The organism is Priestia sp. SB1 (assembly GCF_038898415.1).
On sequence record NZ_JBBJSS010000005.1, the window covers coordinates 232,156 to 251,170 of the forward strand.

The following is a 19,015-nucleotide window of genomic DNA, read 5'->3' on the forward strand; positions in this document are numbered from 1 at the left end:
ACTATAGAATAGCCTATAATAAGCAGTTTTTCATCATTTAACATGTTATTAAGTTTTATCTAGCAAACGCCTGCTTCGCTAAATTAACAACCGTCATATCATCCATTGGAGGGTTGTGGAGCCCAGCACGCACGTCTCTATAATAGCGCTGCAGCGGATTACTGCGCTGCAAGCTACGCGCTCCTACTATGCGCATGGCTTTGTCAACAACCGTACAGGCACTATTGGTCACTACGTGTTTGACAGCTGCTAATTCTCCCGCTAATGCTGCTCGGTCGCTTGTTTCATCCCATTTATTTGCCACGCTGTACATAAAGTGACGCGCCTGCATGAGTTCAAGTTCCATCTCTCCGACTAAACGCTGCACATTTGGCAACTCGCTAATCGTTCCTTCAATACTATTAGGCGAATATTCTGTAGCAAATGCGACAGCATAATCTCTTGCTGCGATGGCTGTACCCATGTAGCAAGCTGGTATATGAAGCAACCAGCCGCTTGGCTCATTCTTTTTAAAGCCACCTAGGCGTTCAACAAGAAAGTCTTGTTCAATATCGACATTTTCTAGCACAAGATCGTGACTTCCTGTCCCGCGCATTGCAATCATATCCCATGTTTCTTCTATTGAAAGTCCGCTTGTTTCACGAGGAATTAAAAACAAGCCGATCTCTTCTTCACCTTCAATGCTTGCTTTTACCAAAAAGTAATTTAACACTGGAGACATCGTAGTGAATGTTTTTCGGCCATTGATTCGCCAGCCTTCTTTTGTTTTTACAGCTGTCGTTTCCGGTTTGCCTCCTCGAGTAGGACTTCCTGTCTTCGGTTCAGTAGCAGCGGTATTAATAAGTGCACCTTTTTCTATTTCTTTAAAAATAAAATCGAGCATTTGCTGACTCCAAGGCTGTTTTTCACGCAAGTCCATTGTAATCCCCATATGCCATCCAATACTAAGAGCCGTAGAAGCGTCCCCTTGAGCAATTAATTCTTGAAATAATAAAAAATCATAAAGGCGTAATTCATCTCCTCCATAGTTGCTTTCTAGAGAAAGACGTGTATAGCCAGCTTCTTTTAACTCTTGAATATTTTCAAACGGAAACGTACCTTCTTCATCTATTTTAAAAGCTCGTTTCTTAAATTTTTCGACTAGAGGTAGCAGTTTTTCGTACGTAGACTTTTGATTTTTATTTACAAATGAAACACTCATTTGCTTCATCTCCTTTTTATATGACAGAGTGTCCCTATCGGATTAATATATAGTTCTTATCATAGCATACCTCATCTTTTCTGTGCATGTTTGGTGTGTTTATCTTTCTCGTTAAATCTATTCTTTTTCCAATTTAATGGTCTGTTTTACCTACACGTTCCATACATTTAATGGAATAAAAAGAAGGGAATGGTGTGAATGAATCAATGTCCAAAATGCGGTGCCAGTGCAAGCACAGATCAATTATTTTGCAATAACTGCGGCTTTTCTTTCACCGTGTCGCCAGCTGCAGCTAAGCATAAAAAGAGCTGGTATATTGGCGGGGGTATTGTGCTTATACTTCTTTTAACTTTTGTATTTTATTTCTTTTTCTCTGGTTCAGAAGAAAAAACGGCTGACCGCTTTATTGAGGCATTGGAATCGAAAGATACAGCTGTGTTAAGAGAGTTAGTAGACTCTTCGCAGTCTACTCTAGTTATTAATGACACATCTATTCAAGCTCTGTTGGATGCAACTTCCGATGGTTCTATTTTACGAGACGTTGAAAATGATTTGAAAAATAAATCGAGTATCTACTTTACAATAAAAGAACAGAAACATTCACCACTCTTCAAAAAACAGTACGTGGTTGTGCCGTCATCATATTATATCTCCCTCACCACGCCAGAGGATGCAACAGTTACAGTCAATGATACAAAACAATCCATATCCAAAAATCAAACGCAAAAAATAGGGCCTTTTATGATTGGAAATTACCCGCTTACAGCTTCTTATGAAAGCTCTTACGGAAAGCTTACAGACCAAACCACTGTAAACTTTCACCGTCAAAAAGAAGAAAATATATCTGTTGTATTTAAAGGGGCTTATGTTACAATCTCATCGAATAGAGATGACGCTATTTTATTCGTAAACGGAAAAAGCACGGGGCTTCAGGTGAATAGCTCATCACAAATAGGGCCTGTTGCCACGGATGGAAGCGTCACTGTTCATGCAGAAGTGCAAAAAGGCGGCACCACGTTCAAAAGCAGTCCTTACACCATTCAAAGTGAAGAAAGTATTATATTAAATATACAAACGCCGCCCCTTGAAAAGGAAAAAACCGTCATAAAAGAACGAGAAGTAATCGTGCCTGGGCCGCGCTCTTATGCTACTTCAAGCTCTTATATTCTTCCGGATTCGGATTCTTACAAATTAAGCTATAGTGATATTAGCAGTTTGAGCTCGAGTGAACGAAGGCTAGCTCGAAATGAAATCTATGCGCGGCATGGGTATGTATTTAAATCGAAAGATCTTCAAACCTATTTTTATGAAAAGTCATGGTATACGCCTGATTCATCATTTAGAGACTCCTACTTATCAAGCGTTGAAAAATATAACGTTGATTTTATTAAATCATATGAATAAAGTGAACTCCCCTTTACCCAGGGGAGTTTTTTGATTGAAGCGAGTGCTTACTCCTACGTTTTTTTACATACCATGATCCCTACATACGTTAATAAATTTTTTATAGCCTTCTTCATTCTTTTCACTGTAAAATATAAAGTAGATGTACATAAACTTACTACACGCATAAGGAGAGATGGAGAATGAATGGAATTGGACGACTTCCACAAAAGCTTAATGGACATTTGATTTTAGAAAATATTCAAGAAACCATGATCATTGCAGATCAAGACTATCGTGTGCAGTGGATGAATGCAAGAGCAATTGAAACACTTCAGCCAGTACTCCCAATCTACCAGTTATCTCATATCGAAGAGTTAATTGGAAAGCATATGGACTTCTTTCATTCCAATTCTGAAGAAACGGAAAATTTACTCACCTCTCTTCATACAACCTACAGAACGCGTATAACGATTGGCAGTCAATACGTAGCAGAAGCTGTGATTCACCCCATTGATACAAAAGACGACGAGCGCTATGGCTACTTGCTTATGCTATTAGACTTTACAGATCAAGCCGAAGCAGAGCTTGAAAAAGAGCGGTTAATTGAGGATTTGTCCACTCCTTTATTAAAGATATGGGACGAGGTTTTAGCTGTGCCCATTACCGGTAAGATGGATATAGAACGTGGAAAGAAGCTAACTGAAACGGTATTGGAGGCAGTTGTAAAAGAACAGGCGCGCTATTTACTTATTGATTTATCTTCCCTTCATTCATTAGATGAAGAACACGGTTATTATATTAACACGCTCCACGATGCTTTGCGTTTGATTGGTACCACTTGCCTTATTGTTGGTCTTTCTTCAAAAATGGCTCTGTCGCTTGTTGATTCTCAGTTTAATTGGCGAACATTTTCCACTGTCCAACAAAGCATCTCTTACATTTTAGAAAAAAAGAATTGTCGTATTGCACCCATTTCATAAGCCCATCATATCATTAAGTAATCCTCTCTCAATCGCTTTTTCCTTCAATCGGAAAAGGCGATTTTAGTTATGAGGAATTGTGAACGTTTAGGCACTTATCATCATAGGATACATTAATCAACCATAGAAAAGGGTGAGAGCGTATGCCAAGTGTTATTAACATTTATAATTTAAAGATCAACAGTATCTCAAGCAACGGTTCTGTCAACATTGGCGAAGCACTCCACAACAGTCACACGGCTCATTCAAAATCCACTGGTACGAACTCTTCTTATGGCGATGTCTCACCTGCTTCCTCGAAAATGCGAAACATTTATATCGATCCTGATACAAATGACCAAACAGATATTGCAAACGTTGATCATGTCAATGGTTATCAGCAGTGATATAGGGCAATGCTTGTCAACAGCATGACGACAAACGGTGAATACATTCTCTCTGAACGCAATAGGCCGTTGGAGTAGAATGAATAAAAACAGTAAGGAGTCTCTTTATGCCTCTTCAAATTAACGTTTTTAATATCGTAACAAACGGTGTCACACAAAACGCAAATATTGATTTCGGTTCCACCATTCAAAACAGTCACACGGCGAACTCAAAGTTTAACGGCGCAAATTTCTCTTTAGGTAACTTCTCTCCTACTTGCTCTCAAATGAATACGGGCGTGTTAGATCCTGACGTAAGCGATCAAGATCAAATTGCCAACCCTTCAGCTCCAATTGGAAATCAAATTTAGATTTAACGATTTTGTCGTTTTACTTGGCACATTACAAGGAGGTGTGTAAATATGTTTCCATTTGGAAAGTCTCCGTTTAAAGGAATGATGGAAAATATCCCAAAAGGAATGGCATCTAAAGACATGAATAAATATATTCAGCAAATGATTTCTTCTACGATGTCCCATTCTTTTCCGGATTTTATGCAAGGAAATGAATTCTTTAAGCAGGCCCAAGACATGATGAAAGAACAGCAGGATGTGGGAAATGAAGGTCATGGACAACAGCTAAGAAGATTTGATTCAAACGTCATTAATACATTAGACGAATGCATTGTTCAGTTAAAAATTCCTAACCGCGATATTGTATCAAGCATTAAAGTCTATCATACTCCATACGTGTGTACGATTGAAGGAATAGATGGAGAAGAATCCTTCAAAGAAGAAATTCAGCTTCCTTGTTCGGTTCGCAAAAAAGGTACACGCGCCGTATATCGTTCCGGGGTGTTGGAAATCCGGATGCCTAAACATGTTAATATTCCTATGTCTCAAATAGACGTCCACGATTTAGATTAAAGTGGACGTTTTTTTCTGTTTTCATGCATACATATAAAATAGAAAGCGGCAAAAGGCCTTGTTTTATTTTTTTAAAGAAGGTGACAAATATGAATGATGGAAAGTTTAAAAAGTGGGCAGAAACGTTACAAGAAGAAAACCATACAAAATTTTGGGAAAAGATTTTTGACGATGATCCTGAAGAAAAGAATGATACGGAAGCAGATGCTTCTCCTCAAATTGTAAATGAGTATCGAGATTATCCTTTAATTGATGTATACGAATGGGCAAATCAACTGTTAGTTGTGATTGAAATACCCGGTGCTAAACGAACAGACGTCGAATTGACCATGCATGAAAATACTTTACACATATCCGGTTCATCTCTTTTAACGATGAAGGATGCAAATGTTCTTCACAAAGAAAGACGTGAAGGAACGTTTCAACGATCAATCATCCTTCCACCTGCTGTAGGGGAAGCGCCGTGTCACGCATCATTTAAAGATGGTCTATTGCACGTGAAATTTGATTTGTAATTTATTGTGCAGAACTATACGTAGCATGAAAGGCAGGGAATTTCATGTTTTCTAAGTGGTTTAAACAATCGCCTAAAATTGAAACAGTCCGCAAAATAAATCCGTCTTCCCTTCCAACCAAAAAAAAAGTAAGTCCCATAGACCAAAGCTCTAATCAAAAGCGGAAAGAATTACCCGAAAAGATGAAAACTAAAAAACAGTCTAATCTAAAGAAACCCCCTCAGCAGCCAAAGAAGTTGCCGAGCCAAACGGAGCCTAAGACATCTGATGAAGTTGAATTCACAAAACCTGTTCATTCGTCAGATTCAGCGCTGAATCTGCAGGGAATTATTGATCAAGTGACGCGTTTAACCGACGCGATTCCTAAAATAGAAGAGCTTCATCAGCAATTACATGAATCAGCTCATCTTATTCAATCATTGTCTCAACTGCACGAGCAAACAGCTCATTTACTTTCGGCTATGCAGTCAGCTCCTAATTTCGAAGACATTCAAAATCAGCTCTCTGCGTTAAAGGAAGAATCGTCCAATACAGCTTTATATGAGATGGTGAAAACTCTTGACAAAAAGATTAATGAAGTAACTCAGCCAAAGCAGTCCATTGTTGTTGAAAAAATTATGGTGGAAAAAGTATTGTTAGACAAAATTGACCTTAGTAATAATTTTGGCCAGCTAGGAATTAAAGATTTGACCGGCCACTTAAACATTGGTACAACTTACAGCGCTGACTCTGATCAAGTGGATGAAGAAGTCAAAGACTTATTCTCTGTTAAGCTAAAAGAAAAAAAGATTGATGAACATACAACTGAGACAACGATGAGTTCAGGAGGTGAAACAGAAAAGCCTGATCACTCCGAAGAATAAAAAATGACCGCTACTGCTTATTTAAAGCAATTGTCGGTCATTTTTGTTTCCATAAATAGTTGTAATTCTTTCTGTAGGCGTTCCATTAAGAACGCTGAAATTTCTTCTTGATTTTCTTCTTTATGATGAGATGATGCTACAACAATACGGCCTGTTTTTCCTAAGAAAGCCCGGTATTCAATTACCTTCATCGCAGCATGAAGTAAGTTCGCGTCCGAAAGCGGTGTATTTGTTAGTAGAACAATATTCATTTCATTCTCTTTTTGTCCATGTGTCAGTACAGTCAGCCACGAGTAACCTTTATCGTCTTTTAAGCGAACTTCATGACTAGATAAAGACGCAGATTTCCACGCCGTGTTAGAACTGCTTTGCTGTTGAACAATTTCTTGACACCAGTCTAGACCTGTTTCATTGGAACCCAGTGAAAGAGTTCTCAAAGGACGAGCAAAGGATAAACATAGCTTGCCCGGTTCCTTTTGCAACTGATACAACTCATGGAAGTCCGTCTCTGGATATTGATACGGCGGCACAAAAGCAATTTGCCGCTTGTTCACAGCGGGATGGTGAAATACATGCAAATCAACGCCATATACTCTTTTTAACGTAGCTGCATCCTGAAAAATGGCATCCATCCCCGTTTCTTCTACTCTTCCATCTTTCAATAATACGGCATTATCTGCAAACAGCGAGGCAATGTTGAGATCATGCAAAATGGCCAGAACCGTCAAGCTCATTTCCTGCTGTAACGTTTTTAACAGCTGAAGTAGTTCCATCGTATGTTTTACATCTAAGTGATTCGTTGGTTCATCAAGAAGTAAGTAGTCAGGTTCTTGCGCCAGTGCTTTAGCAAGTAAAACACGCTGTTTTTCTCCACCGCTCAGCGATTGAAAGGTATGATTTCGATAGTGCCAGACGTTTGTTAATTTCATCACGCTTTCTACCACTTCTTCATCCTGTGCTGATACAGTGCTAAACAAACCTTTTGCCTGATAAGGATAGCGTCCAAGTGAAACAATTTCTTGAACCGTAAATTCTAATCCAATTTGATTTTCTTGCGTCATGACTGCAACTTTTTGCGCCAGTTGTTTTGGTGAATAAGCCTTCACTGACTTCCCTTCTACCTTCACTTCTCCTGATTGAGTGGTTAATACATTCATAATTAAGCGAATAAGCGTTGTTTTTCCGCTTCCATTTGGTCCTAGTAAAGCAACAAAAGAACCTTTGTCTACGGTGAACGTGATGTCACGAACGGTCGGTTTCTGTTTATCGTATCCTCCCGTCACATTATATAGTTCAATCATGATATTCCTCTTTTCCGCATACGTTCTTTTACAAGCAGCAGCGTAAAAATTGGCGAACCAATTAAGGCGGTTACGACTCCAATCGGCAGTTCACGAGGTTCTAATATCGTTCTTGCTAATAAATCGGCTAAAACCAAATAACTTCCTCCGATTAAAATAGAAAGCGGCAGTACATGCTTATGATTAGCTCCCGCTACAAGACGCACTACGTGGGGAATAACTAAGCCAACAAATCCAATTGCCCCAGATACTGATACCGCAGCCCCGGTTAATACGGATGCACCTATTAAAATCATTCTTTTTTTCTTCTTTACGTCTATCCCCATAAATTGAGCGGATTGATCGCCAAATGCTAAGCCGTTCAGCTCTTTCACATGTAACAGCAGCATAATCGTACCGACTAAAAAGAACGGCCCTAAAATTTGAATATGCGACCATCCTCTCATTGATACGCTTCCCATTAGCCAGTATAAAACCTGCCTTACATCTTCTTCAGGAGAAAGAGCTACAATTAATGAAATAAGCGCGCTCATAAAGGATGATAAAATAATCCCCGCTAAGATGATAGTTTCATTGGCCAAATTGCCGCTTGCGAGTTTCGTAATACCAAAAACTAAAAGAAGAGTAATAAAACCAGATACGATGCCGACTACAGGCAGCGTGAAGATAGACAAACCAAAAATACTCCAGTGAAAATAAATTGCCATGACAGAGCCAAGGGTTGCACCTGAGGAAACTCCGATCGTGTAAGGATCTGCAAGAGAGTTTCTTAATAGCCCTTGAAAGGCAGCTCCTGCTATTGAAAGCGAAGCTCCTACTAAAAATGCCACCAGTACTCTTGGAAAACGAATTTGCCAAATGATTAAATCCATGTTTTCCGGACCGTGATATAAGGATAGTCCGGTAAGGTGGCCAATAATAATTTTGATTGTATCTCCTACGGTTAACGAAACTGTACCAATAAATACTCCCATAATCACCGAAGTACATACAATAAATAAACTGACTATGTATAAAATAGATGCTTTGTTTAAAAAAATACGTTTAAAAATCAATACTTTCAGCTCCTCTAGGAAACGAGGCGTGATGTTTTACATTACATTAACCATTCATTTTCCTGTCCATAAACCATGTTTCCATCCTACATAGTATTGGAAACAATCATCTTTTATTTGTTACGAGTGCTAGACTGTTGAACTAGGCAACGTAGAATAGCGTACTAAAGTTCTCGGTGAAAAAACAAGCGAAAACCTCTACAAGCTACACTTTTTGTGCTTGCTCCGGGCTTTTATAGTTGTCTATTAAATGATACAGCTTTTCCATATCTACAGCTTCTCTCACATATGCTGCTGCTTTTGAAAAAGACTCCTCTTTTTGCAGGCGACTGTTGAATGTATCCGTAATAGGCGGCAATTTTTTATGTTTACGAATTTGATTAAGCAAAGCTCTGCGCAAAGCATCGTTATGAAACACATCATGAACATACGTGCCAATGATGTTGTCTTTAACCGTTCCTTCTTTTTGATCATCTACCACCGCAAAGGCTTCCGTTATGCTTTTAGAAACCGTCTTTCCCATATGAATTTCATAGCCTTCAATCGAAACCTTCTCACTCTCTAACTGAACATATCCAGAAACTCTTTCTGTTTTTTTGCTGGTTGTCATAACGGTTTCCACTGGAAGCAAACCCAGCCCTTTAATAGATTCAATCCGGGACTCTACTGCATCGGGGTCCGTAATTGTCTCGCCTAACATTTGATATCCCCCGCAGATGCCAATAACGTGAGCGTTCGTTGCGTTCAAGACTTGATTAATGGCTAGAGCCAGGCCGCTTTCTTGTAAAAACTGCGCATCTTCAATCGTATTTTTGCTTCCTGGTAAAACAATTAAATCAGGCGTACCTAGTTGTGATGGCTTGGTTACAAGTCTCACATGACAGTCTTCTTCTAAGCTTAGAGGATCAATGTCTGTAAAATTTGAGATGCGAGGATACGAGATAACCGCAATATCGATTTCTTTTAACGGATTCACAAGCGTTGAGTAATTTCTGAGTGATAGCGAATCTTCAGCGTCAATTTCCACGTCGTGCATATAAGGAATCACTCCTAGTACCGGAACTCCCGTGTATTCTTCAAACCACTTCAATCCCGGTTTTAAAAGCTCTAAGTCTCCTCGGAATTTATTGATTAACACTCCAATTACTCTAGGTTTATGTTCATCTGGAAGCAATTGAAGAGTACCCACCAGACTCGCAAAAACCCCTCCTTTATCAATGTCTCCTACTAACACAACAGGGGCTTGGGCTATCTTTGCTACGCGCATATTTACCAGTTCCCGATCGTTCAAATTCACTTCAGCAGGACTTCCAGCACCTTCAATCACAATTCGATCATAATGATTGGCAAGCTCTTTATAAGACTCCGTGATAACGTTCAAACCTTCATTAAAAAATTCTTGCCGATACTGAAAAGCAAACATATTACGAAGCGGCTTTCCATGAACGACAATTTGAGATTCATGATCACGAGTTGGTTTAATTAAAATAGGATTCATATTGGTTGTTGCTTCTACTCCAGCCGCTTCAGCTTGAATTCCTTGCGCTCTTCCAATTTCTTTTCCATCCATTGTAATGTATGAATTAAGCGCCATATTTTGCGATTTAAACGGTGCAGTTTGATAGCCGTCTTCTTTAAAAATACGGCAAAACGCTGTAGCAATCATGCTTTTTCCAGCGTCTGAGTGCGTTCCTTGAATCATAAGAGGTTTTCCTTTTTTCACTTTTTCCACTCCCTATCACATAAAAAAACCTTAACTGTAAAAGTCAAGGTTTGGTCATGCGCTCATTAACACATTGTCTTGACTTATTTCTCCCACCGAAAAATAAGGGGTTTTTAAAAGCAGGTCTCCTGGCTTATGCTTCATTTTACTTCTGCATCCTTCCTAGTTTGACTAGTGGGTCTTTGCAGGTTCATCCACATTTACAGTAGCGGGGGCTGCACCGGATTTACACCGATTTCCCTATTATCCTCCTTAGAGGCACTTTTAAAATCATTTATTCTTTATTGTAACGAATTTTATAACCATTCACAATAACGATTTTCTTCTATTATTATATATTACTGTGTTTATACTTATTTGGGTCTCGTATGCTATAATAACAATTATTTTCCAAACATCTTATGAAATAGCTAGGAAGGTGCTCGTAGTTGAAGAAAAAAATCATTTATATCTTTATTAGTTTGCTTGTTCTTTACATAGCAATCATGTCTTTTTGTATGTATCAAACCGCTCATCAGCCTGTTCCGCAAAAAGCAGATTATGTGCTCATTTTAGGTTCCAAAGTAGACGGAGATCAAATGTCTCCTAGTTTAAAAGAACGAGCAAAAACGGCTTTATCTTATTTAAAGACTCATAAACAAACAAAAGTTATCGTAACGGGTGGAAAAGGATCCGATGAAGAAATTTCTGAAGCAGAAGCAGCCTATCGTTTTCTACGAAAAGAAGGAATTAAAAAGAATCGAATGATAAAAGAGGATCAGTCAACTTCTACTTTTGAGAATTTCACTTTCACTAAAAAGAAAGTTGATATTCAACACAAAAAAGTCGTGCTTGTTAGCAGTGATTTTCATTTATTTCGCGCCTCTATTATTGCCAAGCGTCAAGGTTTTGACGTTTATCCTTTAGGTGCAAAGACACCAAATTCAATTAAACTTCAAGCCTACTTTCGTGAGTATGCTGCTATCTTAAAAACGTGGCTGTTTGATAAATAAATAGAGTACACCCCTATACAAACGAAAAACACGGCATGAATTCATGCCGTGTTTTTTATTAATCATCCGTATCGATAACTGCTTTTGGTAAACCCGTGTATTTCGCCCAGTAGAAAATACCGATTGAAACAAGAGCAATTAAAATTAAGTCAAGCGGGTTGCTTAGCACACCTTGTCCTCCACCAAATGAGCCTAGGTAAGAGATAACAAGCATAATAATATAATAAGCAACTAGCCACCAAGCAGATTTAAGCTGCTGTGCAAATTTTACAACGTCAGTTGGTACGTATTTCTTAAATGCTACGTAGATAACAACCATTAGAAGCTGTGATCCTAGAAGCCAAGAAATTGTCGTCCATCCTGACCAATATACGATGTATGAACAGAAGATAAATGACACGGGAGCAATAACGCTCATGCCTTTTAATTTGAAAGGCTTTTTAAGGTCTTTTGCATTTACTCTGAATGCAGCAGCTGAAATTGGCGCAATCGCATAAGACAGAATAAGTGCTACTGAACATACGTTTACTAGCGCTTCCCAAGAAGGAAATGGCAGTGTCCAGAATACGGACATTCCAAACGATAGCCATAGTGACGCACGTGGAATTCCTGTTTTCTTATCTACTTTTGAGAAACGTTTAAATAGTGTTCCATTACGAGACCAAGCATAAACTAAACGAGAAGTTGTATTCATGAAGATGTTCCCGTTACCGCCTGGTGATAAAATAGCATCAAAAATAACAAGCGTTACTAACCAGCCAAGGCCTAAAATAAGTGCAATATCTTTAAATGGTAAAGAGAATTGCTCTTGAATTGTTCCCCATCCTCCTGATAGCATATCAGCCGGAATGTTACCAATGAACAATACTTGCAGTGCTGTGTAAATAATCGCTGAAAGTACAATACAGATAATGAGCGCGATTGGAATATTACGCTGCGGGTTTTTAACTTCACTGGCTACAGAAACAATAGGGTGAAGTCCTAGGTAAGCAAACATAACGCCACCTGTTGAAATGGCTGCTTGAATACCATTAAAACCAAACGGAGTAAAATCGCCAGTTGTAAAGTTAGCTGATTTAAAGTGATAAGCTAACACGACGATAATTGTAAGAGGAACCGCATATTTGAACACAGATATAATAACATTTGACTTAGCAAATGCTTTTACACTTACGTAGTTAATGATAAAAAATAGCGTTAATAACGCGAACTGAAATAACCAGCCGATTGTAGTAGGCGATTCAGAACCATGTTTAGTTAGACCAGGAAGCCAAAACGCAACATACTGACGTACAGCCGTTACCTCGATGGCAATCAAACTTGTGTAAGCAATAATGGTAATGAATGAAATTAAGTAACCCACTAAATGACCATGTGAGTAAACCGGATAACGGATAATTCCACCGGTACGCGGCAGCGCTGCTCCAAGTTCAGCATACACTAAACCGATAAGTAAAATAATGACTCCGCCAATCAGCCACGAAAAACTTCCGGCTGGACCAGCCTTTGACGCTACGTTACTAACTGCAAATAACCAGGCGGAACCAAAAATAGCTCCCATCCCAATTAACGTTAGGTCAAGTAACGATATTGATTTTTTAAACTTTCCTTGATTTCCTTGATCAGACATAATATCCTCCTTTAAAATTTCCACTCCACATATCTACGCCCTTGCGTCCGATATGGGATTCTTTACATCATCCTCCTCTTACTAAGACCTCACAAGTGGATATGTTAACAAATATTCTCTAAAAAACCAAGTTAAAAACTTTATTTTTTTGTAAAACATCGTTGAATTGCTTATGTATAGCGCATAAATTCCACAGAAGATTTGAGGACTACTCCTCCTATTTAACCGCATTTTTCTTAGGTTAAACATAAAAGAATATTCAAACTATTTACCGTAAAAAAGGGTCTGAGATATAACGAAATCAACCGCTAGAAGCAGCTACATACGCAACACCTACGCTTGCCATACCAATAAAAAAATCCGAACGATGAATCGTTCGGATTTTGCTTTAATTAAAATAATGTTGTCCGTGCCTTTTTTTGCTTATTTAAATACTTTTACACGTTCACTTAGTGGTTGAAATTCTTTTTCACCCGCCGGTGACACGGGATTACCAAATGGCATTTGAGCAATCAGCTTCCATGAACTTGGAACATTCCAAGCTGCTTTTACTTCATCGTCAATCAATGGATTGTAATGCTGTAAAGTTGCTCCTAGGCCTTCGAGCTCAAGAGCTGTCCAGATCACATGCTGCAGCATGCCTGATGATTGGTTAGACCAAACCGGGAAATTTTCGCTGTAAGATGCGAACTGCTTTTGCAGTCCTTCAACTACTTCTTGATCTTCAAAGAAAAGAACTGTTCCATAGCCGCTTCCGAATAAGTTCATTTTTTGATCCGTATCTGAAAAATTTTCAGCTGGAACAATTTTACGAAGCGCTTCTCTCGTAATATTCCACACTTTATCATGCTGTTCGCCAAATAAAACGACTACGCGTGCGCTTTGGGAATTAAATGCTGAAGGAGTATGTTTCACCGCAAAGTTAATAATTTCTTCAATTTTTTCTTCTGACATTTTTACATTTTTATCAATTGCATAAATAGAACGTCGGTTTTTAATTGCTTCATAAAAATCTTTTCCAACCTGTTGTTGATCACTTGATTTATCAAATAATTTATCTAAAAAACCCATTTTCCACACTCCTAATTGTTTGTTTTTTTAAGCTTAAATTGCATGTTTATACCCTTCCCCCTGATAAAAGGAGATAAACAAGATATAATGAATTCTTATATCTCTAATTCGAGATATTAAACTAAAAAAATATTAATTGAAATTTAATTACTTTATGTAACTTACTTTACAATGATTATTATTACCTGTCAACAGAAAAATTATTTTTTTTGTTGATCATCAAAAGAGGTTGAGACATAACGAAATGAATCCAATCTAAAATAAACAAATGGGATATATGAGCTGAACCGCTTTTGATACCGCAGTTGATTTCCGTGCACGACTTCGCTTTCCGCGGGCGGCCGCTGAACCTCCTCGTCACTTGCGTTCCTGCGGGGTCTCATCTGTTCCGCTTTTTCCGCAGGAGTCTTCGTCGTGCCCTTCAATCAACTGCTAGAAGGAACGAAACAGGTGAAACCTACGTTCACCGTAATAAAAAAACGAACCGCTAATCAAAAATTTTGATCAAGGGTTCATTTTTTCACTTCGTCTAAAATATTTTTATCTCAGCCTTTTTTATAGATACTTAATGTTCATAAATCATCTTTCGCGTCATTCCCCCGTCTACTACGAGGTTAGCTCCTGTTACAAAATCATTTTCGACGTTTGTTAAGTACATACACGCTCTTGAGATATCGGCTGGCGTTCCTACCCGATTAGACGGATGCTGCGTATGATCGATTTCACGAAGGCCATCGTAGTCAGATGTCTCAATCCATCCTGGAGAAATAGCATTTACCGTGATGTTGTCATCACCAAGCGAAACGGCAAGTGCATGAGTTAAAGCAACGATTCCTCCTTTTGTAGCAGCATAGGCTTCTGTATCTGGTTCAGACATTGAAGCTCTTGTAGAAGCTAAGTTTACAATGGAGCCTCCGCTTTCGTTTTTCCTCATCACTTTAGCTGCTTCGCGAGAACATAGAAACACGCTGCGCAGGTTCGTATTGATAATGTCATCCCATTCATCAATGGTTAGCTCATACGGTGATTTCCAGTGGGAAACGCCTGCATTATTAATCAAAATATGTATCGTTCCATACGTACCGACCGTTTTCTCAACGAGATTTAAAATGTCGTCTTCTTTTCGGACGTCTGTTTTCACAAAAATGGCTTCTCCGCCTTGTCTTTGAATAGCTTCTGCGTGACGCTCTCCTTCGGTTTCGTCCACATCTGCCAATACCACTTTTGCTCCTTGTTTCGCGTATGCGCGGGATACATCTTTACCTATTCCGTTCGCAGCTCCAGTAACAATAACAACTAAATCTTTAAACGACATATCATCTCCTCCTTATACGCTTTATTCACTTTTTTCTTCGTCTTTAAACAAGTGATCCGTGACGAAAAGAGCAAACGTTTCAGCCGTTAACTTGCATCCAGAAGCTTTTGGGTGACCTCCTCCTCCAAGGTGCCCAACAATTTCTGCTAAGTTGATTTCGTCTTTTACTGCACGGAACCCAATCTTTTGCCGTCCCATGTCCACCATAACGGAAAAGTCGATATCTTCGTTTTCTAGACACAGTGCATTTCCTAACTCAGACTGATATGTATCTGCAAATACAATGCCTACGTTGTACGCTGTTTTAGCAATTTCAACACTTTCTTTTATGATTTGTTTTTGCTTGTCGTAAATATATTTTTCAATCTTTTTTTCTTCTGCTTCTAGTAAAATTTCGTGTTTGTCCGTAAACGTAAATTCTTGATTTTCAGTATGGTACGATTCACGAAGCGTTTCTAGAATGGTCTCTTTAAATTCTTCATGCGGGATTAGATAATATAGGTGATTGAGGCGCTTTGCTTTCACATTATTTTCATGAAACCAGTCCCACGTATCAAATAAGCGCACAAGTTCTACATATTCATCAAGCAACTCCGTTTTTTGAAGTATGTTGTTGCGCACTAAGTAGTCGTAGAAAAGAGATGTAGCTGCTGTCTTTTTACCGTTTTCGTCTTCTGCAATAACATGAACCCAATCGTATTTCTCAGCTAGTGGAAGAGCAGAGATATGATGGTCAATAAGAGTGATTTTCTGGCCTTTTTTTACCAGTTCATTTAATTTTTCCGCTACTTCATCGTTTACGCTAATATCCGTTATGTATAAAGCTGTGTCTCCATCGTTTTCTTCTTCAATAAAATGCGTCACTGTGTCATTGATGCGGCCAATGCTTACCGTGCTGTAATCAAAGTTGTCGTCGCCAAACGCTAACCGACCCAACAGTGCTGGACTTACCCCGTCTAAATCGTTATGTGAAATTAATTTTATTTTTGTCATCAATCAAAACTCCTTTATTTTCAGTCGCCTTAGTATATGTACCGGCTTGTATATTATAGCAATTTCAACATAAAAATGCTGTTATTTACTTTGAAGAGAAGGAATATCTTCGCAATAAACAAAAGTGAAGTAAACGTTTAGACTTACCTGTATCAAAAGAGAGTGAGACATAACTACATCGATCCAATCAACAGCTAGAAGCAACTACACACATGAAACCTACGCTCACCAATACCAATAAAAAAATCCGAACGAATGTGATTCTCCATCAAGAATCTCGACTCATCGTTCGGATTTTCTTTTAACCAACCTACTTTTGTTTCAGCCTATTTCCACTTACTCTAAATTGCTGTGCTGCTTAAACGCCTGTTCATGATCCGTTTGGTTCAAATTCCCGTATTCTAAGCAAATCGTATCAAACACAACATGAGCACATTGATCAAACAATGAACCAAGCGGCTGAATAGAAGCGGCTTCATTTTCGCTTCGGTATTTGGTTGCAGCGGGAATGTGCAGCAGCTCATCAGTATGAGCAGTTAATGGTGATTCTGTACTAGCTGAAATGCCGATAACTGAACATCCTACTTCTTTGGCTTTTTTAGCTACGCTCACCACTTGCTGTGTTTTTCCTGAACCAGATACAGCCACCAATACGTCACCCGCTGCAATCGAAGGAGTAATGGTCTCTCCTACAACGTATACTGTTGCACCTAAATGCATCAGTCTCATCGCAAATGATTTGCCCATTAACCCGGAGCGACCTTCGCCTATAACAAAAATTCGTTTTGCTTGGTAAAGTGAAAACGCTACTTCTTCTATTTGAGGCTCTTTTATGTGATTCATTACGGTCGTAATTTCATGTAAAATCGTTTGTGTTTTTGTCATTATACGTTCCCCCTGCTCATAAATAAGTCTTGAAATTCAGCAGATGCCTTTGCCACATCCGCACTTTTTGTAATCGCTGATCCAATAATCGCAACGTCCGCCTTCATTTGAAGTAATGACGCTGCTGAGGCTGGATTAATTCCTCCTGCTACTGCTATTTGCGCATCTGAATGAAAATACTGCCGCAAATTTATTTGACTCAGCGATTTTCCTTCTTTTTCTTGCTCATCTTTGCTGATATGATGGCAGAAAATAGCGCTTCTATAAATACTTACTTGCTTTTGCGAGCTGCTTGACGTGTTTAATAAATCAACCATCATTTTTTTATTCCATTTTTCGCTGACATTTGCACACGTCTCTATCGTGGGTAAAGGTGATACGCCCATTACTGTTGCTATATCTGCTCCTGCCTGATAGCACATGGTAAATTCATACTCTGCGTTATCAATCGTTTTGATATCTGCTACAATCATCTTGTGCGGAAATGCCTGTTTGATTTTATAAATGCTTTCAATTCCATACTCTTTTATAAGAGATGTACCTACTTCAATCCAATCAACATAGGGTTCTGCCAGCTTGGCAAGGATAATAGCTTCTTCAATTGTGACGCGATCTAATGCTAATTGTATCTTCATCTTTCTTCTCCTCACTTTCTACTAAACCGGTTTAGTAACAACGTAAAAAAAACGAATATTTTGATGAGCTAAAAAGAGCACGCCATAGGCGCTCTTTTTAGCTTAATACGACAACGTTGTTTCTCGAATAATTAATTCACATTCATACTGGTACTCTTCATAAGCTATCTTTTCTTTCAAAATTTGTTTAATAAGTAAATCTGCTGCTTTTGTTCCCATGTCAAAAGCAGGCTGCGAAATCGTGGTAACGGCAGGCGTTGCTACATCTGCGTAAGGAATATTATCATAAACAATTAAAGATAAATCATTGGGGATATTAAATCCGTGTTGTTTAATAAATTTCTGCACTTCAATGAACACTAAATCGTTTCCAGCCAGCAGCGCTGTCGGCGGATTATCGGCTGCAAATAGCTTCTCCAGCGCTTTTTGCATGTCCGCTTTTTTGCAGTTAATAATCATGGATTCATTTACAGGCATATTGGCTGATGTTAACGCTTCTTTGTACCCTTCTACACGTTCAATCCGGGGTGTAATAGTTAAGGGTTCTGTAATGATCGCTATATGCTTATGTCCAAGCTCGAGCAGATGCAAAATAGCCTGTTTTGTGGCTTCTTGGTTGTTCGCCACTACGGATGGAATTTTTCCTTTTACATCATGAATTTTACGATCCATAATAACAACCGGATATTCTTCTTTGATCATCTGCTCATAAAGAGAAGTATTGGCACCCGTTGGAAATAAAATAAGGCCATCTACTTGCTTTGCTTTTAACATATTAATATATTTCTTTTCTTTATCAGGGTCATCATCTGCGTTGCAAATGATGGCATGTATATCTTGCGAATGGCAATAGTCTTCAATGGCACGAATGACTTCCGTAGAAAATCTGTGCATAATATTGGCAACAATAATCCCAATCATCGACGTTCGCTTTTGTTTTAAGCTCCGTGCTAGATAGTTGGGCTGATAGCCCAGTGTATCAATCGCTTCTTTAATTTTCTTTCGCGTTTCTTCGCCCATATATTCGTATCGCTTGTTAATGTATTGTGATACGGTGCTTTTGGAGACATTTGCTGCTTTTGCAACGTCCAGCATAGTAACTTTTTGCATCATGATCCGTCCTTTTCATTCAATCCCTAAAATTATGCTACTCCTAGTGTAAACGAAAAAAACGAAAAA

Annotated in this window: 20 protein-coding genes and 1 riboswitch; of the genes, 8 read left to right on the forward strand and 12 right to left on the reverse strand. The window is 38.7% G+C overall.

Annotated features, from left to right (window positions below):
* Positions 1-55: 55 nt before the first annotated feature.
* Entirely contained in the window at positions 56-1,201 is a 1,146-nt protein-coding gene (locus tag WKH56_RS19380; protein WP_048019036.1) for an acyl-CoA dehydrogenase family protein, read from the reverse strand.
* 198 nt (positions 1,202-1,399) lie between these two features.
* Here WKH56_RS19380 and WKH56_RS19385 point away from each other — a divergent pair, with 198 nt between their 5' ends.
* From WKH56_RS19385 to WKH56_RS19415, 7 genes are all read left to right on the forward strand, one after another.
* On the forward strand, positions 1,400-2,605 hold the full coding sequence (locus tag WKH56_RS19385; protein ID WP_048019035.1) for a TcaA 3rd/4th domain-containing protein: 1,206 nt from the start codon (positions 1,400-1,402) through the stop codon (positions 2,603-2,605).
* A gap of 182 nt (positions 2,606-2,787) precedes the next feature.
* A complete protein-coding gene (locus WKH56_RS19390; RefSeq protein WP_048019034.1) occupies positions 2,788-3,567 on the forward strand; it encodes an STAS domain-containing protein in 780 nt (259 codons plus the stop codon).
* Between the two features lie 143 nt (positions 3,568-3,710).
* Positions 3,711-3,953, forward strand: coding sequence for a spore germination protein (locus tag WKH56_RS19395; RefSeq protein WP_013057625.1), 243 nt, complete (start codon positions 3,711-3,713; stop codon positions 3,951-3,953).
* 107 nt (positions 3,954-4,060) lie between these two features.
* Positions 4,061-4,303: a spore germination protein gene (locus tag WKH56_RS19400; RefSeq protein ID WP_013057626.1), complete on the forward strand. Its 243-nt coding sequence runs from the start codon at positions 4,061-4,063 to the stop codon at positions 4,301-4,303.
* A gap of 51 nt (positions 4,304-4,354) precedes the next feature.
* Positions 4,355-4,858, forward strand: coding sequence for an Hsp20/alpha crystallin family protein (locus WKH56_RS19405; RefSeq protein WP_028412845.1), 504 nt, complete (start codon positions 4,355-4,357; stop codon positions 4,856-4,858).
* Positions 4,859-4,947: 89 nt separating this feature from the next.
* On the forward strand, positions 4,948-5,373 hold the full coding sequence (locus WKH56_RS19410; protein ID WP_048019033.1) for an Hsp20/alpha crystallin family protein: 426 nt from the start codon (positions 4,948-4,950) through the stop codon (positions 5,371-5,373).
* A 44-nt stretch (positions 5,374-5,417) separates the two neighbouring features.
* Positions 5,418-6,236: a hypothetical protein gene (locus tag WKH56_RS19415; protein ID WP_310883912.1), complete on the forward strand. Its 819-nt coding sequence runs from the start codon at positions 5,418-5,420 to the stop codon at positions 6,234-6,236.
* 17 nt (positions 6,237-6,253) lie between these two features.
* Here WKH56_RS19415 and WKH56_RS19420 read toward each other — a convergent pair whose 3' ends face one another.
* From WKH56_RS19420 to WKH56_RS19430, 3 genes are all read right to left on the reverse strand, one after another.
* Entirely contained in the window at positions 6,254-7,537 is a 1,284-nt protein-coding gene (locus WKH56_RS19420; RefSeq protein WP_033579427.1) for an ABC transporter ATP-binding protein, read from the reverse strand.
* Entirely contained in the window at positions 7,534-8,592 is a 1,059-nt protein-coding gene (locus WKH56_RS19425) for a FecCD family ABC transporter permease (RefSeq protein WP_028412841.1), read from the reverse strand. Before WKH56_RS19425 ends, WKH56_RS19420 begins: the two co-directional genes overlap by 4 nt.
* Positions 8,593-8,797: 205 nt before the next feature.
* On the reverse strand, positions 8,798-10,324 hold the full coding sequence (locus WKH56_RS19430; protein ID WP_048019031.1) for a cobyric acid synthase: 1,527 nt from the start codon (positions 10,322-10,324) through the stop codon (positions 8,798-8,800).
* 92 nt (positions 10,325-10,416) lie between these two features.
* Positions 10,417-10,596, reverse strand: a riboswitch (cobalamin riboswitch).
* 147 nt (positions 10,597-10,743) lie between these two features.
* Between WKH56_RS19430 and WKH56_RS19435 the strand changes: the two genes are divergently transcribed.
* Positions 10,744-11,307 carry a YdcF family protein gene (locus WKH56_RS19435; protein WP_033579429.1) on the forward strand — a complete coding sequence of 188 codons (564 nt, stop codon included), beginning with the start codon at positions 10,744-10,746 and terminating at the stop codon, positions 11,305-11,307.
* Between the two features lie 58 nt (positions 11,308-11,365).
* On the opposite strand, the gene WKH56_RS19440 is transcribed toward WKH56_RS19435, so the two are convergent.
* The 8 genes from WKH56_RS19440 to WKH56_RS19475 form a co-directional block, all read right to left on the reverse strand.
* Positions 11,366-12,937 carry an APC family permease gene (locus tag WKH56_RS19440; RefSeq protein ID WP_028412838.1) on the reverse strand — a complete coding sequence of 524 codons (1,572 nt, stop codon included), beginning with the start codon at positions 12,935-12,937 and terminating at the stop codon, positions 11,366-11,368.
* Between the two features lie 423 nt (positions 12,938-13,360).
* Positions 13,361-14,008: a nitroreductase family protein gene (locus WKH56_RS19445; protein WP_048019030.1), complete on the reverse strand. Its 648-nt coding sequence runs from the start codon at positions 14,006-14,008 to the stop codon at positions 13,361-13,363.
* 200 nt (positions 14,009-14,208) lie between these two features.
* Positions 14,209-14,433, reverse strand: coding sequence for a hypothetical protein (locus WKH56_RS19450; protein WP_342836217.1), 225 nt, complete (start codon positions 14,431-14,433; stop codon positions 14,209-14,211).
* A 140-nt stretch (positions 14,434-14,573) separates the two neighbouring features.
* Positions 14,574-15,323, reverse strand: coding sequence for a glucose 1-dehydrogenase (locus WKH56_RS19455; RefSeq protein WP_063247741.1), 750 nt, complete (start codon positions 15,321-15,323; stop codon positions 14,574-14,576).
* 21 nt (positions 15,324-15,344) lie between these two features.
* A complete protein-coding gene (locus tag WKH56_RS19460; protein WP_063247740.1) occupies positions 15,345-16,316 on the reverse strand; it encodes a DHH family phosphoesterase in 972 nt (323 codons plus the stop codon).
* Between the two features lie 336 nt (positions 16,317-16,652).
* On the reverse strand, positions 16,653-17,201 hold the full coding sequence (gene hxlB, locus WKH56_RS19465; RefSeq protein WP_033579433.1) for a 6-phospho-3-hexuloisomerase: 549 nt from the start codon (positions 17,199-17,201) through the stop codon (positions 16,653-16,655).
* A complete protein-coding gene (gene hxlA / locus WKH56_RS19470) occupies positions 17,201-17,836 on the reverse strand; it encodes a 3-hexulose-6-phosphate synthase (protein ID WP_063247739.1) in 636 nt (211 codons plus the stop codon). The genes hxlB and hxlA overlap by 1 nt, the downstream gene beginning before the upstream one ends.
* A 102-nt stretch (positions 17,837-17,938) precedes the next feature.
* Positions 17,939-18,949 carry a LacI family DNA-binding transcriptional regulator gene (locus tag WKH56_RS19475; protein WP_047750584.1) on the reverse strand — a complete coding sequence of 337 codons (1,011 nt, stop codon included), beginning with the start codon at positions 18,947-18,949 and terminating at the stop codon, positions 17,939-17,941.
* Positions 18,950-19,015 lie beyond the last annotated feature (66 nt).